This is a genomic window from Myroides injenensis M09-0166, assembly GCF_000246945.1.
GTDB classification, from domain to species: Bacteria; Bacteroidota; Bacteroidia; order Flavobacteriales; family Flavobacteriaceae; genus Flavobacterium; species Flavobacterium injenense.
Genome location: NZ_BAEX01000023.1, coordinates 1 through 16,308, shown reverse-complemented (window position 1 = coordinate 16,308; position 16,308 = coordinate 1). Strand labels below are relative to the sequence as shown.

General features: G+C 30.8%; 16 protein-coding genes. 12 read left to right on the top strand and 4 right to left on the bottom strand.

The genetic code is table 11. The features are described from left to right. Nucleotides 1-9: 9 nt before the first annotated feature. The 8 genes from RH98_RS05520 (at nt 10) to RH98_RS05485 (ending at nt 8,620) form a co-directional block, all read left to right on the top strand. Nucleotides 10-363 (top strand): Na+/H+ antiporter subunit C, encoded by a 354-nt coding sequence (locus RH98_RS05520; RefSeq protein ID WP_010251425.1) that lies wholly within the window; start codon nt 10-12, stop codon nt 361-363. Further along, on the top strand, nt 360-1,871 hold the full coding sequence (locus tag RH98_RS05515; RefSeq protein WP_010251422.1) for a proton-conducting transporter transmembrane domain-containing protein: 1,512 nt from the start codon (nt 360-362) through the stop codon (nt 1,869-1,871). Before RH98_RS05520 ends, RH98_RS05515 begins: the two co-directional genes overlap by 4 nt. An 8-nt stretch (nt 1,872-1,879) precedes the next feature. Beyond that, nucleotides 1,880-2,362 carry a Na+/H+ antiporter subunit E gene (locus RH98_RS05510; RefSeq protein WP_010251420.1) on the top strand — a complete coding sequence of 161 codons (483 nt, stop codon included), beginning with the start codon at nt 1,880-1,882 and terminating at the stop codon, nt 2,360-2,362. Beyond that, nucleotides 2,359-2,634 carry a monovalent cation/H+ antiporter complex subunit F gene (locus tag RH98_RS05505; protein WP_010251418.1) on the top strand — a complete coding sequence of 92 codons (276 nt, stop codon included), beginning with the start codon at nt 2,359-2,361 and terminating at the stop codon, nt 2,632-2,634. Before RH98_RS05510 ends, RH98_RS05505 begins: the two co-directional genes overlap by 4 nt. Then, the gene (gene mnhG, locus RH98_RS05500) at nt 2,627-3,025 is read left to right on the top strand and encodes a monovalent cation/H(+) antiporter subunit G (RefSeq protein WP_010251416.1); all 399 of its coding nucleotides are present in this window, start codon (nt 2,627-2,629) and stop codon (nt 3,023-3,025) included. Before RH98_RS05505 ends, mnhG begins: the two co-directional genes overlap by 8 nt. Before the next feature lie 69 nt (nt 3,026-3,094). After that, complete coding sequence (locus tag RH98_RS05495; RefSeq protein ID WP_010251414.1) at nt 3,095-5,248, top strand: S46 family peptidase; 2,154 nt, start codon at nt 3,095-3,097, stop codon at nt 5,246-5,248. Between the two features lie 86 nt (nt 5,249-5,334). Then, on the top strand, nt 5,335-6,345 hold the full coding sequence (locus RH98_RS05490) for a hypothetical protein (RefSeq protein ID WP_010251412.1): 1,011 nt from the start codon (nt 5,335-5,337) through the stop codon (nt 6,343-6,345). Continuing rightward, entirely contained in the window at nt 6,305-8,620 is a 2,316-nt protein-coding gene (locus RH98_RS05485; protein WP_010251410.1) for a hypothetical protein, read from the top strand. The genes RH98_RS05490 and RH98_RS05485 overlap by 41 nt, the downstream gene beginning before the upstream one ends. A 49-nt stretch (nt 8,621-8,669) precedes the next feature. Here the strand turns inward: RH98_RS05485 and RH98_RS05480 are convergent, their stop codons facing one another. Further along, on the bottom strand, nt 8,670-8,978 hold the full coding sequence (locus RH98_RS05480) for a hypothetical protein (protein WP_010251408.1): 309 nt from the start codon (nt 8,976-8,978) through the stop codon (nt 8,670-8,672). A 114-nt stretch (nt 8,979-9,092) separates the two neighbouring features. On the opposite strand from RH98_RS05480, the gene RH98_RS05475 reads away from it, so the two are divergent. The 3 genes from RH98_RS05475 (at nt 9,093) to RH98_RS05465 (ending at nt 12,202) form a co-directional block, all read left to right on the top strand. Then, nucleotides 9,093-10,448 (top strand): UDP-N-acetylmuramate--L-alanine ligase, encoded by a 1,356-nt coding sequence (locus RH98_RS05475; protein ID WP_010251406.1) that lies wholly within the window; start codon nt 9,093-9,095, stop codon nt 10,446-10,448. A 188-nt stretch (nt 10,449-10,636) separates the two neighbouring features. Then, nucleotides 10,637-11,329: a RadC family protein gene (gene radC / locus RH98_RS05470; RefSeq protein WP_010251404.1), complete on the top strand. Its 693-nt coding sequence runs from the start codon at nt 10,637-10,639 to the stop codon at nt 11,327-11,329. 174 nt (nt 11,330-11,503) lie between these two features. Beyond that, on the top strand, nt 11,504-12,202 hold the full coding sequence (locus RH98_RS05465) for a YjjG family noncanonical pyrimidine nucleotidase (protein ID WP_010251402.1): 699 nt from the start codon (nt 11,504-11,506) through the stop codon (nt 12,200-12,202). Between the two features lie 42 nt (nt 12,203-12,244). On the opposite strand, the gene RH98_RS05460 is transcribed toward RH98_RS05465, so the two are convergent. After that, nucleotides 12,245-13,522 carry a replication-associated recombination protein A gene (locus RH98_RS05460; protein WP_010251400.1) on the bottom strand — a complete coding sequence of 426 codons (1,278 nt, stop codon included), beginning with the start codon at nt 13,520-13,522 and terminating at the stop codon, nt 12,245-12,247. A 181-nt stretch (nt 13,523-13,703) separates the two neighbouring features. Between RH98_RS05460 and RH98_RS05455 the strand changes: the two genes are divergently transcribed. Then, on the top strand, nt 13,704-14,462 hold the full coding sequence (locus RH98_RS05455; RefSeq protein ID WP_026038756.1) for a rhomboid family intramembrane serine protease: 759 nt from the start codon (nt 13,704-13,706) through the stop codon (nt 14,460-14,462). A 33-nt stretch (nt 14,463-14,495) separates the two neighbouring features. Here the strand turns inward: RH98_RS05455 and RH98_RS05450 are convergent, their stop codons facing one another. Beyond that, nucleotides 14,496-15,545, bottom strand: a complete 1,050-nt coding sequence (locus RH98_RS05450) for a hypothetical protein (RefSeq protein ID WP_010251396.1) — start codon at nt 15,543-15,545, stop codon at nt 14,496-14,498. A gap of 6 nt (nt 15,546-15,551) precedes the next feature. After that, nucleotides 15,552-16,286 (bottom strand): 23S rRNA (guanosine(2251)-2'-O)-methyltransferase RlmB, encoded by a 735-nt coding sequence (gene rlmB / locus RH98_RS05445; RefSeq protein WP_010251394.1) that lies wholly within the window; start codon nt 16,284-16,286, stop codon nt 15,552-15,554. Between the last annotated feature and the right edge of the window lie 22 nt (nt 16,287-16,308).

The window sequence follows — 16,308 nt, the reverse complement described above, 5'->3', positions numbered from 1 at the left end:
TTAAAAAAGATGGAATTACTTTTAGTAGCGTTAGTAGGAATTCTTTATTCAGCTGGAATTTATTTGATATTACGCCGTAGTATGGTGAAGTTGTTACTTGGTTTTTTATTACTGGGTAATGGTACTAATATTTTGATTTTTTTGATGGGAGAATTAACTAAAGGGCGCGCTCCAATTATAGATAGTGATAGTATTCACTTTACAGAAGCATATGCTGATCCAGTGCCACAAGCTTTAATCTTAACTGCTATTGTAATTAGTTTTGGGTTAACTGCTTTTGCAATTATATTATTGAAAAAAGTATATGCAACTACTGGAACAGATGATTTGGATTCTCTTAATGTACAAGATTTAGATATATGATTTCAAACTTTATATTAGCACCTATTCTCGCACATATGTTTACGTCAGTTATTCTTCTGTTTTTTTGGAAGAATGTGCAGGCACAAAAAGTTATTAGTGTAGTAGGAAATGTTATTGCCTTTTTTATATGTTTAAAATTGTTTAATCTAACATGGGAGTATGGACATTTAACAATTCAAATGGGAGGATGGCAAGCGCCTTTTGGAATTACGTTTGTTAGTGATACTTTAAGTGCTGTAATGGTTATGCTTACTGCAATTGTCTCACTTGCAGTAGGGATTTATTCTACTGCGGCGACAAATATTAGTCGTATAAAATATGGTTACTTTTTTATATATCACTTTTTAATTATGGGGCTTTTAGGAGCATTCCTTACAGGTGATATTTTTAATTTATACGTTTGGTTTGAAGTAGTTATTATATCATCATTTGTATTACTGACTCTTGGAGGAAAGAAGATGCAAATGGAAGGTGCCGTAAAATACGTAACAATGAATATGCTTGCATCAGCTATTTTCTTAACTGCCATCGGAATATTATATGGTATTACTGGAAGTTTAAATATTGCGGATCTAGCTGAACGTGTTGCTATTATTGAGAATAGAGGTTTAGTAACTGTAACAGCATTATTATTCTTTATTGGTTTTGGTATTAAGTCAGCGGTATTTCCATTATATTTTTGGTTACCCTCTTCTTATCATACTCCACCGTCTTCGATAGGTGCAATATTTGGTGGGCTTTTAACAAAAATGGGTGTATATTCAATGATTCGAGTGTTTACTATCATTTTTGTACCTGATACTTTTATGTTACAAGTATTTACAGTTATTGCAATTTTAACGATGATAAGTGGTGCTTTAGGTCTTATGAATAAACGAAATATCAGAAGGATTTTGTCTTATTTTATAGTATGCCATATTGGTTATCTGATTGCAGGAATTGGTTTATATACAGAATTAGCATTTGTCGGGGTAATATTTTATCTTATTCATGATGTAATTATAAAGAGTAATTTCTTTATGATGAATGGTTTGATTCAGAAGATTAGACTTACGCAGGATATTTATCGATTAGGAGGATTGTATAAAGATTACCCTAAATTGTCAATAGTGTTTGCTATTATATTATTTTCTCTAGCAGGGATTCCACCATTATCTGGTTTCTGGCCGAAAATTATGTTATTCCAAGAAGCTTTTAGAAGTGAAAATTATGTATTATTAGCAACATTGATATTTGCTAGTTTTGTTACTTTATTTATTGTTGTAAGAATATGGTCAGAGGTGTTTTGGAAAGATCTGCCTAAACCCAATAGAGAAGAAGTTGATCACTTCGCAGACTTTCATTTGCGAGGTAAATTAGCATTGGTATTACCTGTTATTGGCTTAGCAGGAGTTTCGTTATTTATCGGTTTGAACGCGCCTTTTATTATTGAAATATCTGAACGCGTAGCTCACGAATTGAAGAATCCATCTATCTATATAGATGCTGTATTTAATAATTTAAAATAATTGGATTTATGTTAAAATACTTTTTGCTAAATCTTTTATTGGCTCTAGTTTGGGTGGCTTTAACAGGACAATTAAATTACTCCAATTTTATTTTTGGTTCGGTACTAGGATTTTTTATTCTTTGGATTTTGGTTAGAAGATCGAAGCCACATGAAAAAGAATATTTTTATCGAGTTCCTAAAATATTGACGTTTATTCTATATTTCTTATATGATATGTTACAAGCAAATTTGCAAGTAGCTATCGATGTTGTTACTCCAAATTATCATACAACACCTGGAATAATTAAGTATTATATAGATGCTAAGACAGATTTTGAAATTACGATGCTAACGAATATAATTGCTTTGACACCTGGTACTATGGTAATAGATATAGCAGATGATAAGAGTTACATTTATATTCACACTATGTATCTTAGAGATAAAGATGTATTCATTAAAAGAATGAAAGATAGAACAGAGAAAAAACTTTTAGAAATATTGCGATGACAGTAGAAGATTATTTAATTTATGTAGTAATGCCATTGATATGTCTTTCCCTTATATTTATTTTTATAAGATTTCTAAAAGGGCCAGCTGTTGTTGATAGAGTTGTGGCTTTAGACTTATTGATTACTGTAGGGGTAGGAATTATAGGATTGTTTAGTTTGATAATTGATAATGCAATCTTCTTAGATGTGGCGGTTATCTTAGCACTGATAGCTTTTTTAAGTACTGTAGCCTTTTCATTTTATTTAGAAAAAAGGAATAAAGATGATTGATATTTTAATAATGATTTTGAGTACTATTGGAGCTATGTTTATATTGATAGCTTCTATTGGTATTGTACGGATGCCTGATTTTTATACGAGGTTATCTATTACTATAAAAGCTGCAACATTAGGAATAGGCTGTATTTTGGCAGCGGCAGCTATTCATTTTGCTGAATTTTCAATTACTACGAAAGTATTAGTGATTATTTTCTTTTTGTTCATTACTTCTCCCGTAGCGGCTTTTTTAATTGCTAGGACATCTTATATCATTGGTATTAAGCTGTGGGATAAATCAGTAGTCGATGAGTTACAAAACAAATATGGAAATAAAAATAATATACCTGAGATATTAGAAAAAGAAGAAAGTAAAATGAATAAAACAGATGAATTAGATAAATAAATAGCGTTAATCGCTAAAATTGTTTGTTTAAAAAAGTATATTCGCAGATTATAACATACTAATATTATTATGAAAAAACTTGTATTACTATTAACTGTATGTCTTTTGGCTTTACCTGTAAAGGTAAAAGCTGATGAAGGTATGTGGTTTTTAATGTTTATAGAGCGTCTGAACCAACGTGATATGGAGAAAATGGGATTACAACTTACTGCTGAAGAAATTTACAGTATTAATAATCACTCATTAAAAGATGCTATCGTTCAGTTTGACGGAGGTTGTACTGCTGAAATTGTTTCTGATCAAGGATTAGTGTTTACTAACCATCACTGTGGTTATGATAAAATTGCTGATTTATCAACACCAGAAGATGATATCTTAACTAATGGTTTTTGGGCTAAAGATAAGGCTAGTGAACGCCCTGCTAAAAATCTTTCAGTGCGTTTCTTTGTGAGAATGGATGACGTGACTAAACGTATTCTTGGTGTGGTTAATGATAACATGACAGAAGATGAAAGAGAGAAAGCTATTAATCAAGAGATAGCAAAAATACAAGCTGAAAATAATGAAGGAGGGAAGTATACTGTATCAGTTAAATCATTCTTTCAAGGTAATGAATTTTATTACTTTGTTTATGAAGATTATAATGATGTACGTTTGGTAGGAACTCCTCCTAATAGTATTGGAAAATTTGGTGGAGATACTGACAACTGGGAATGGCCAAGACATACTGGAGATTTCTCAATTTTCAGAGTTTATACTGATCAAAATGGAAAACCTGCGGAATATTCACCTAATAATATTCCAATGAAACCTAAGCACCATTTACCAGTATCTATTGCTGGTATTAAAGAAGGTGATTTTTCAATGATATTAGGTTATCCAGGAAGAACAAATCGTTGGATGCCTGCTCAAGGGGTAGAACAAAATATTAAGTTCGCTTATCCGGCTTGGGTAGAAGGTTCTAAGCTAGGAATGGATGTAATGAAAAAATATATGGCACAAGATGATGCTGTACGTTTAAATTATGCGTCTAAATATGCTGGAGTTGCTAACTACTGGAAAAATCGTCAAGGTATGATTGATGCTTTAACTCAGCATAAAACAGTAGAAACAAAAACAAAAGCGGAGAAAGAATTCAACAAGTGGGCTAATAAAAAAGAGAATAAAGCAAAATACGGAAATGTAATTGCCGATATTAATGCCTATTATGCTGCTACAAATGAAAAAGCACGTCATGATAATTATTTAATGACAATGTTTAGAACTTCTGCTATGGTTGCTACTCCTTACCGTTTGGCTGGTGGATTAGAAGCTTATGCATTAGGAGATGCTAAGAAGAGAGAAGAAATGAAAGCAGACTTAAAAGAGTTTGCCGATGGATTATATAATGGAAAATATGAGCCTCTAGAGAAAGAAATGCTTGCAAAACAACTTGCTTTGTATGCATCAAAATCAGAAGGATATGAGATTGCTCCTTATGTAAAACAACTTTCAAAGGAATACAATGGAGATTTTGACAAGTTTGTTGATGAGGCGTTTTCTAATAGTATATTTAGCAATATCAATAAGATTGATGATTTCTTGAATAACCCAGGAGATGTTGTTCTTTCTCGTGATCCTTTATTAAAATTATCTGTTGCTCTAATGGATCAATATCGTTACCAAACTGAAGAGTTAGTAAAATTAGAAGATAAATTCCAGAAAGCTTATCGTTTATTTGTGGATGGTGTACAAAAGAGTAATCCAGAAGGAAAGTATTATCCAGATGCAAATTCAACTTTGCGTTTAACTTATGGAACGGTTAAAGATTTGCCTAGAGGGAATAAAGTTAACGATGCTAAAGAGAATTGGTATACTACTTTAAAAGGTACTATAGCTAAGCATATTCCAGGTGATGAAGAGTTTGAAGCACCACAAAAATTAATTGAGCTTTACAATGCAAAAGATTATGGAGAATATGCTGACAAAGACGGTGTATTACCAGTTAACTTTTTGACAAATCATGATATTACTGGAGGTAACTCAGGTTCACCTGTTTTAAATGCTAAAGGTGAGTTGATTGGATTAGCTTTTGATGGTAATATTGAAGCAATGGCAGGGGATGTTATTTATGATCCTGAATTGCAACGTACAATTAATGTGGATATTAGATATGTCTTGTTTATCATTGATAAATTTGCAGATTCAAAACATATTATTGAAGAAATGACAGTAGTGAAATAATTTATATTATTTTTCAAAATACTAAAAAACGTCTAATTTATTAGACGTTTTTTTTTGCATCTTTGCTTCTGTTTTTAATATACAATATGAGATTATTATTGAGTATCTTTTTAGTAGTTATTATGTCTAGTTGCGACTTTTCCAAAAAAGAACAACCACATAATACTAAACTATCTTTTTACTATTGGAAGACAAGTTTTGTATTGGATTCAATAGAGAAAGATGCTTTAGATGAGTTTAATATAGATAAGTTGTATATAAGATATTTTGATATCGCATTACAAAATAATCTTCCTATTCCAGTAAGTCCTATAAGAATAAAAGATTCAATTCCTAAATTAGAAATAACTCCTGTAATATATATTAAGAATGAAGTATTACTAAAAAAAGATATTAATATTAGAACCCTCGCTAGTAATATAGTTTCATTTACTAACCAGATTAATAGTAAATTTGATATCAGTATTAATGAATTACAACTTGATTGTGATTGGAGTTTGACATCTAAAGATGCTTTTTTTGAATTAATTGAAGATATTAAAAAAGAAACAAATTGGAAAATATCTGCAACTATTAGACTTCATCAAATAAAATATGCTTCAAAAACTGGAATTCCCAATGTAGATAATGGCGTATTGATGTATTATAATATGGGAAGTATCGCTAGTGATTCATTAAATTCTATTTATGACAGAAGTATCGCTAGTAAATATATCGGGGCATTAAAAGATTATCCTTTAGAACTCAATTATGCTTTACCAATTTACTCTTGGTTGATTCACATCAGGAATGGTAAAGTTATAAGAATGATCAGCAGAATAAGGTTTGATGATATAGGAGATAATAAAGTATTTAATTACAAAGGGAATAATATTTTTATAGTTGAAAATGATGGGGAGTACTTTGGGCAATATTTTAAAAAAGGAGATGAAGTAAAGATTGAAAGTATTACTTCAAATCAATTGTTAGAAATGAAAAATGATTTGCAGAAGGTAAATGGTAGTTTGCCTTCTGAGATAATATTATATGATTTAAATTCAAAAAATTTAAACTTTTATGAAAAAGAAATCTTTGAAAAACTTATTGATAGCAAGTAGTCTTTCTGCTGTTGTAGGTTTTGGTATTTATAGTTACGCATGCGCAGATGATTATTGGAGTTATTCTTCTACCTCTTCTTTTACACCAGAGGCATTTGTTGACGCTTCATATCAACCTTTGTTTTTTGCTCCATATGAGCGTTTCTATAATAATGCTTACTTGTATAATGCTAATTTGTTTAATGAGTCAGTTGTTGATGAATGGTATAATTATTTAGATCATAAAGTTAATAAAGAGACTTTGAGTGCTTATATACTAGATAGCGGGAATAAAGAAATACTACCTGTTAACGATTTATATGCAAGTCTAAAAAAGAAAAGAACTAAAGTTGGAGATTTTGACTTGAGTAGTGTCAAGATTCAAAACTTTATCACTTTTCTATATTATGCAAAACAAATAGATAAGTATAGTTCACAGACTTATAATTATTGGGATTATGAAGATCATATTAATATTCCAGCACCAGATAATTTAGTTAATGAATTAGTCTCTTTTTATTCAAAGATGAGTAAGAAAGATCAGTTCTTTGCTAATAGAATGTGGTTTCAGGTTCTAAAAGCAATGTTTTACTCTGATGATAGAGAACAAGTGATTAATTATTTTAATGATACAGAAAAGAAGCAAATAAAGAACACACTTTATTATAGAGGTTTGGCATATGTAGCTGGAGCATATTATCAAGTTGGTAATTATGTGATGTCTAATTTATATTACGCTGAAGTTTATAATGCTGAGCCAAAATTACGACAAACTGCATTATATAATTTTAGACCTATGGAGAGGGGAGAGCTTGAAAAAGTTTTGAACCAGACGCAAGATAAATCTGTGAAGACTGCTATTTGGTCTATTATGGGGTATTATCAAGATGAACTTACTGCAATGAAGGAGATTTATAAAATAGATCCTGGAAGTGAGCATATTGATTATTTATTGACTCGTTGGGTTAATATGCAGGAGCAAGAACTTAATACATTTGTCGAAAAAAGTTTTAAATCAAAAGAGGAGTATTTTAAAGCAATAAAAGGAAAAGTAAATACTTCAGCTTATAAATGGATTAGAGAAGTTTCCAATAAACCAAATGTTCTCCATAATGCTGTACTTTGGAAAATGGCAGTTGGTTATATGGAAATTTTTCAAGGTAATTATAAAGATGCTTCAAAAGAATTAGAAGAAGCGCAGGCATTAGTTAAATCAAATGATAAGTTGCTTGCAGAACAAATTCGTTTATTCAAACTTATTAATACAGTTTCACAAGTAAAAAAAATAGACAAAACTGTAGAAGCTGATCTGTTGCCAGAATTAAATTGGTTATATAAAGAATTAGATACTCGAGATTATTCAGATCCATTTCGTTATGAATATGCTGCTCAATGGGTGAAGAAGTTCTTATCTGCAATTTATAAAGAGCAGGGGAATATTATTATGTCTGAAATTGTAAATTCAGAAGGAGCTCCATTCTATAAGAAAATTAGTAATTCTAGAGAAATGGAAGCCTTCTTTCTGAAAAAAGATAAAACACCTATTGAGAAATTGTTTTTATCAATGTATAGTTTTAATCTTAGTGATATTTACGAAAGTCGAGCTATTCATCTTTTTTATCAGGATAAAATAGATGAAGCTATTGTAGAAATGGAAAAAGCTAACCCTGTAAGCAAAACCTATTCTTACAGCAATGAGGTGTATGTAACGGAGTACAAGAATACACAGTTATTTGGGAACCCATTTAATGGAAGAATTCAAGACTGTAATGATTGTGATCATATGGCTAAGCAAAGTGTAAAGTATTCCAAAATAGATTTCTTGAAAAAGGTAAAAGAAATGGAGGACAAAGTAGCTAGTGGAGAAGACGTATTTAATAATGCTTTGTTATTAGGGAATGCATTTTATAATACTACTTATTTTGGTAATGCAAGAGTTTTTTATCAGAATAATATATTAGGTGAGTATGGTAGTAATTCTATAGGTGATGATAATAAGTCTTTTTTATTGAGCATGAAGTTGGCACAGAAATATTATGATATCGCTAGAAAGTATGCTGTCAATAATGAACAGAAAGCTAAATTAGCTTACTTCAGTGCTAAGCTCGAACGTAATGAATTTTATGTAAAAGAGTATTATAATAGACCTTACTTTTTCGGTGCATGGGGTGATGATATTATGTTTAAGAAATGGAAAGGTTTTGCAGAACTTCAAAGTAAATATAGTGATACTAAATATTATCAAGAAGTAATTAATGAATGTGGGTATTTTAGAAAGTACCTTGGAATGATGTAAAAGAATCGAAAAGTCAATATAAAGGTCATCCTTATTAGGATGACTTTTTTTATCCTATCCATTTCATTAAATAAACTATTAGTACATAGTTTATACCTATGCTAATAACAAGTGGAAATAATGAAATAATAATAGCTACAGCTGGAAGTGTCTTACTTGGTTTTAATACAGAAATTCTTTTATAGCCAATTATTCCTAAACTTAAAGAAGCAATACTTATAAAAATACTAATGACGTTCAAAAAGGGAATTAAACAAAAAAAGAGCGCAAAGAAAGAACATACTATTGAGCTTATAGAATAAATTAGTTTTGTATTTGAATTAGCATCTTCTTGAATTTGTCTTTCGTATTTTTCCATTTAGAATGAAATGATTTATTAGACTAATATACAAGTTATTTCTTAAAAAGACTTTAGAACTAAGTTGAAAATCGTAATTTTACATTATTATAAAAAAGTCAAAAAATATATATAATGCGTATACATTTTATCGCAATAGGAGGAAGTGCAATGCACAACTTAGCTTTAGCTTTGCATGACAAGGGTGATGTGGTAACGGGTAGTGATGATTCAATCTTTGAACCATCTAAATCTCGTTTATTTGAAAAAGGACTTTTACCTGAGCAAGAAGGTTGGTTTCCTGAGAAAATCACAAGTGATATTGATGCAGTAATTTTAGGAATGCATGCTAAGGGTGATAATCCTGAGTTGATTAAAGCAAAAGAGCTAGGACTGAAAATATATTCTTATCCTGAATTTATTTATGAGCATTCTAAAAATAAAACTAGAGTAGTAATTGGTGGTTCACATGGAAAAACAACTATTACTTCAATGGTGCTTCATGTAATGCATTATCATGATAGAGAAGTTGATTATCTAGTAGGAGCTCAGCTAGAAGGATTTGATCGTATGGTTAATTTGACTTCTGATAATGACTTTATGTTAATTGAAGGTGATGAGTATTTATCGTCTGCTTTAAACTTAAGACCTAAGTTTCATTTATACCAACCAAACATTGCCTTATTAAGTGGAATTGCATGGGACCATATTAATGTTTTTCCTACATTCGATAATTATGTTGAACAATTCAAAATATTTATTGATCGCATTGTCAATGGAGGTATATTAATCTACAATGAAGAAGACCCAATTGTTGCTAAATTGGTTGAAGAAACAAATAATCCTATACGTAAATTACCCTATGATACGCCTGCATATAGTATAGATAAAGGAGTTACTTATTTAGATACTCCAGAAGGGTCAATGCCTCTAGAGATTTTTGGTGCTCACAATCTGAGTAATTTAAATGGTGCTAAGTGGGTATGTCAAAATATGGGAATTGATGAAGAAGATTTTTATGAGGCAATTTCAACTTTTAAGGGTGCATCGAAGCGACTTGAACGTTTATATAATAAAGGGAATACTGTAATTTTTAAAGATTTTGCTCATTCGCCAAGTAAAGTAAAAGCCACTACTGAAGCAGTGAAAGCACAGTATCCCGATAAGAAAGTTATTGCTTGCTTGGAGTTGCATACTTATAGTAGTTTAAATCCAGAATTCTTAGACCAATATGAAGGCGCTTTAGATAAAGCCGACGAAGCAATTGTTTTTTATTCTTTAGAAGCTCTAAAGATAAAACAATTACAAGAGATTACTGATGATCAAATGCAACAAGCTTTTAAACGTAAAGGCTTAGTTACCTATACGAATGCAAATAGTTTTAAAGATTTTCTCTATACTTTAGATTTGAATAATACTGTATTACTTTTTATGAGTTCAGGAAATTATGGAGGATTAGATCTAAATGAGTTTATCTCAACAAACTTATAGCACTTAATTTATCTCACAATTTTAATAATATCTTATTATAAGACAAGGAATCCATGATGTATAATGGATTCCTTTTTTTATTAAAAAAGTACAGTCAGATTATCTTATTGTTATGGTTTTCTAAATGCAGATATTATGTTTATCAAGGTCTAGTTTTTGATATTCTGTAGTAATAAAATTAGTGATAAATGGAATTAAATAGAATAACTATAAAACAATGGGCTGAGGATGATAGACCCCGTGAGAAGTTGCTGCTAAAGGGACGTTCTTCATTGAGTGATGCAGAGCTATTAGCTATACTTATTGGTTCAGGACATCGGGAAGCTACTGCAGTGGAAGTGTGTCAGAGTATTCTACGTGCATTTGATAATAATTTAGCGTTATTGGCACGTCAGGGAGTGAAAGTACTTACTGAGTTTAAAGGAATAGGTGAGGCTAAAGCTCTAAATATTATTGCTGCTTTAGAGATTGGTCAACGTAGAAGGGCAGGAGAACAGCTAGTAGTACCCAAAATAACTTGTAGTAAAGATGTTTTTGAAATAATGCAACCTCTTTTGGGACATTTAGATCATGAGGAGTTTTGGGTATTGTTATTAGATAATTCAAATAAAGTGAGGTATAAAATAGCTTTGAGTAAAGGTGGGATGACCGGTACAGTAGTAGATATTCGTCTGTTGTTTAAAGAAGCATTAGATCATCGTGCGACAGGTATAATTCTTAGTCATAACCATCCCTCTGGAAAATTAAAACCAAGTGATGCAGATATACAAATAACCAAAAAAATAAAAGAAGGAGGTAAAATAATGGATATACAACTACTAGATCATGTGATAGTAACTGAGTTTGGATATTATAGTTTTGCTGATGAAGGGATATTGTAAGTGAGACTTGATATTATGTAAGAACCTTATTATCTATGTTATTCTTACCAGCTATAGAGAGTGTAATTGCGTAATCAAATATTCATTATTATATATAGGTTGTTTTAATAAACATGGCAAAAACTAATTTTTTGTTGATTATGTTTTACTTTTGTGGATTAAAATAAATTAAGTATGAATTTTAAACCTTATAAAGGTAAGACAGATATATTCTTTGATTTAGATCACACTCTTTGGGATTTTGAGAAAAACTCAGCATTGGCATTTGAACAAGTATTGACAGAAATGAAATTGCCATTTTCTATAGATGATTTTCTTAATTATTATGTAGATATCAATGCTGAGTATTGGGACAAATACAGTTTAAATCAAGTGACACAAGAAGAATTGAGAGTAGGAAGAATTAGAGATACTTTTAATCATTTGAATTATTCTACTTCAATAGAAGAAATTTTAAATGTAGGAGATAACTATTTAACCTATTTACCTAATTATAATTATTTGTTTGATGGTGCAGTAGACTTACTTGAGTATTTACAAGATAAATATAGATTGCATATTATAACAAATGGATTTGATAAAGTGCAACATAAGAAAATAAGTAATTCAGGTATCGAAAAGTTTTTTCTGACAGTGACAAATTCTGAGAACGCAGGTGTTAAAAAACCAGACCCAGGTATTTTTAATTATGCTTTAAAGTCTGCTCATGTGCCTGTAGAAAGAACAGTAATGATTGGAGATAACTTATTAGCAGATGTTGAAGGTGCTATGAATGTAGGAATGGATGTTATTTACTACAATGAACATTCAAAGAAAGTTTCAGAAGATATTGTACAAGTAAAACAACTTGTAGAAATAAAAAACCTGCTTTAACAGCAGGTTTTTTTATATGATTTAAAATAGGGAGCTAGTTTATTAATAGTTGTATTTCAAATTCCATCGATTTCTAAGAAATTCTCTTGTTCCTTGCTCTCGGTTATTATTTCCAGGCTCGTAAATGACGGTATTGCTTAACTCCTCTGGAAGATATTCTTGGTCAATAAAATTGTTTTGGTAGTCGTGCGAATATTTATAGTCTTCACCATAGCCCAATTCTTTCATTAATTTAGTAGGTGCATTTCTTAGGTGAATAGGTACTGGTAAATCGCCTGTTTGTTTTACGATTTGTTGTGCTTTTCCAATCGCTAGATAAGTAGAATTACTCTTTGGCGAAGTAGCTAGATATACGGTGCATTGACTTAACAATATTCTACTTTCAGGATAGCCTATTACAGAGACTGCCTGAAAAGTATTATTTGCCATAATTAAAGCTGTAGGGTTTGCATTGCCGATATCTTCAGAAGCGGCAATTAATAGACGTCTTGCAATAAATTTCACATCTTCACCTCCTTCTATCATGCGTGCAAGCCAATACACAGCACCATTCGGATCACTTCCTCTAATCGACTTAATAAAGGCGGATACAATATCATAATGTTGCTCACCTGTTTTATCGTACAATACTGTATTTTTTTGTACGATTTTCATAGCCATGTCATTATTTATTTCGATATAGTCCCCAGCAGTAGCATTCACAATTAATTCAAAAGTATTGAGTAACTTTCTGCCATCGCCTCCCGATAACCTAAAAAGAGCTTCAGTTTCCTTTAATACAATTTTTTTCGATTGTAAGTAGGTGTCTTTTTCAATAGCGCGTTCTAATAAAGCTTGTAAATCTTCCTTAGTAAAAGCATTTAATGTATAGACTTGACATCTTGATAATAGAGCTGGTATTACCTCAAAGCTTGGGTTTTCTGTAGTTGCACCAATTAGGGTTACCCAACCTTTTTCTACTGCACCTAATAGCGAATCTTGTTGAGATTTACTAAAACGATGTATTTCATCAATAAAGAGTATGGGGTTTTTAGTAGCAAAGAATCCAGTGTTTTGTTTTGCCTTATCAATTACTTCTCGAATATCTTTTACCCCAGAATTAATAGCACTTAAGACAAAAAAAGGACGTTCACTTTCTTTTGCAATAATTTCGGCGAGTGTAGTTTTTCCTGTTCCCGGTGGTCCCCAGAATATAAGAGATGGAATAAATCCCATTTTTAATTGATTGGTAAGAATCCCATCTTGACCGACTAAATGTTTTTGACTGACATAATCTTCAAGTGAGTGAGGTCTTATTCTTTCTGCTAATGGTGCTTCCATAGGACAATTTTGAAAAACAGTTTCTACAAAAATACGTTACCTTTATTAAAGTTCATAAATTATCTTTTGCTGTAATCTTTAATGAGATTATTAAGACAGTTATATGCACTATAAAAATATGAAATCATAAATATTTCTATATTAGAGTGGGAGATTATAATATAGTATCTATTTTAGAAGAATGAATAAAAAATTACCAACATTTACAATTTCTATGTTATTACTTCCTCTATTTTTTGTGGTAGTAATTTGGTGTGTTTATTGGGCTGATTGGACTTATTATTTAGAATTGTATCAGTATGGTGTATATCCACGAACTATTAAAGGGTTAAGAGGTGTGCTATTTAGTCCCTTTATTCATGGTGGATTAAAACATATTTATAATAATTCAGGAGCACTTTTTATCTTACTTTTTTTGATGGAATATTTTTATCGAAAGCAAGTATGGACTGTTCTTTTATTAGGTATTGTATTTTCTGGGCTGGGAACTTGGTTAATCGCTAGACAAAGCTATCATATTGGGGCTAGTGGTTTAGTTTATGTCTTGGTGAGTTTTATTTTTTTTAAAGGAGTGTGGACTAAATATTATCGGTTAATGGCATTGTCATTAGTGATTGTTGTGCTTTATGGTAGTTCAGTGTGGTATATGTTTCCGGGTGCAGAGCAAGGTATATCTTGGGAGGGACACTTAGCTGGATTTATTGTAGGTTTTGGATTGAGTTTTATAGTGTCAAACCCTGAAATGCCTGAAAAACACTATAAGTATGAGTGGCAACGACCAGACTACGACATGACAAAAGATCCTTTTATGAATTGCTTTGATGAAAATGGTAATTTCATAATCGTTCCTAAAGAAAAAATAACTGAGCGCAATAATCCTTTCAGAAAGACATTACCCATTATCTACAAACCTATAATCTTATTGAGAAAAAAAGAATGAAAGAGGTATAGCCAAAAACTACAAGAGCGTCTGTTAAAAGACGCTCTTGTAGTTTTTAATAGTAAATTCTATAGCTGTTTCTAATATTTCACCCATATTACGACAGTATTTGAATTTTTTCTCATATACATAGTTGTAAAGAGCATTCTGTAATTCTAATACATATTCTGGTTTAGAAATAGTATCTTTTTTCATTACATTTAATAAGTCTTGAAATCTCTCCTTATTGCTTAATACTCTTCTTACTAATACAGAGCGTATTTCTTTTTGGTATTGTTCTATGGAAGTGGGTTTGAATTTATCAAGTACCATTTTTACTATAGCATAATTCTCTTTGTAAAATTGAGGTAAATAGTATTTTATATTTCCTTCATAGCATTGTTGATCGAAATCTATTGGTCTTATTCTGTATACAACTTGATCAAAATCATGAGTAGGTATAATTACATAGTTGTATGAACGCATGTCGCCTAGTAATCCTATTAAACAACGTTCATTAAACTTTACAAATTCTTTTGCTATTTGAGATTTTTCTTGCTCAGTACATTTAGGTAGATAATCTTTAATAAAGACATCTGCTGGGATGCCGAGAATGTGTTCTTCTATTAACGTCTCCTTATGAACTAAAAAATTCATTGTATAAGGAGATAACATTTCTTCTAATTCTAGACCATAAATTCGAGAGGCATCAGCTCGTTTGATATAAAAAATAGTACAGTTATCATTCAGTATATTTCTTATTTTGATTCTAAAAGGCTTAGAATTACCAAAAGTACAAAAGTCAATATAATCTACTACTAAATAAGGTAATGTAGCTGTATCTCCGTCGGAATGTAATAGTGTATAGATCTTTGTTAAACTAGCTTCTATCTCTTTATATTCAAATTCTGGATAAAATACTCTTAACCACAAAGTATCATTACCCTCGCGGTCTTCTACATTTATAAAACCACTAAAACGCATTAAATCATCATAAAAAATACTCGTTTTTGTAGTTCGTTTGTATTTTTCAAGATACACCATTAGTTCTTCACTAATAGGGAAAATAGGTTTCTTTTGTTGTATTTTAGTGTTATTCTCCATTATAGATTATCTTCTTTGGCGAATTGCTTCATATAAAAATGCACCACAAGCTACAGATACATTTAAAGAGTCAATCGAGCTAAACATTGGAAGTTTTGCTTTTTCATCAATAACTTTTAATACTGATGGATTAATACCTTTATCTTCACTTCCCATTATAATTGCTAAAGGCACATTAAGATCTACATCATAGATTTCTTTATCTGACTTTTCAGTAGCACCAAGCGTAATAATTCCTGAACCTTGTAAATAAAATACAGCATCTTTTATATGGTCAACTTTACAAATTGGAATATTAAATACCGCACCTGCAGAAGTTTTTACAGTATCTCCATTTACTGGAGCTGCACCATTTTTAGATATGATGATTCCGTCTGCACCACAACAAACAGCTGTACGTATAATCGCACCAAAATTACGTGCATCTGATACTTGATCTAGAATGACGAACAATGGTTTGTCTTTTTTTTCTAAAGTTGATTCTACTAGGCTCTCTAGTGATACAAATTTAATAGGAGCTATACTTCCTATTGCTCCTTGATGGTTTTTTTTAGTAAGGCGATTTAATTTTTCAATTGGGACATACGAAAAATTAATATTGTTCTTCTTTAATGTTTTGATAAGTTCATTCATTAATTCGCCATTAGCTTCTTTTTGAATGAAAACTTTGTCAATATCTTTTCCTGCTTCAATGGCTTCCATTATAGCACGAATACCAAAAATTTGATTGTCTTGTTCCATAATGCAAAGGTATATATATTTT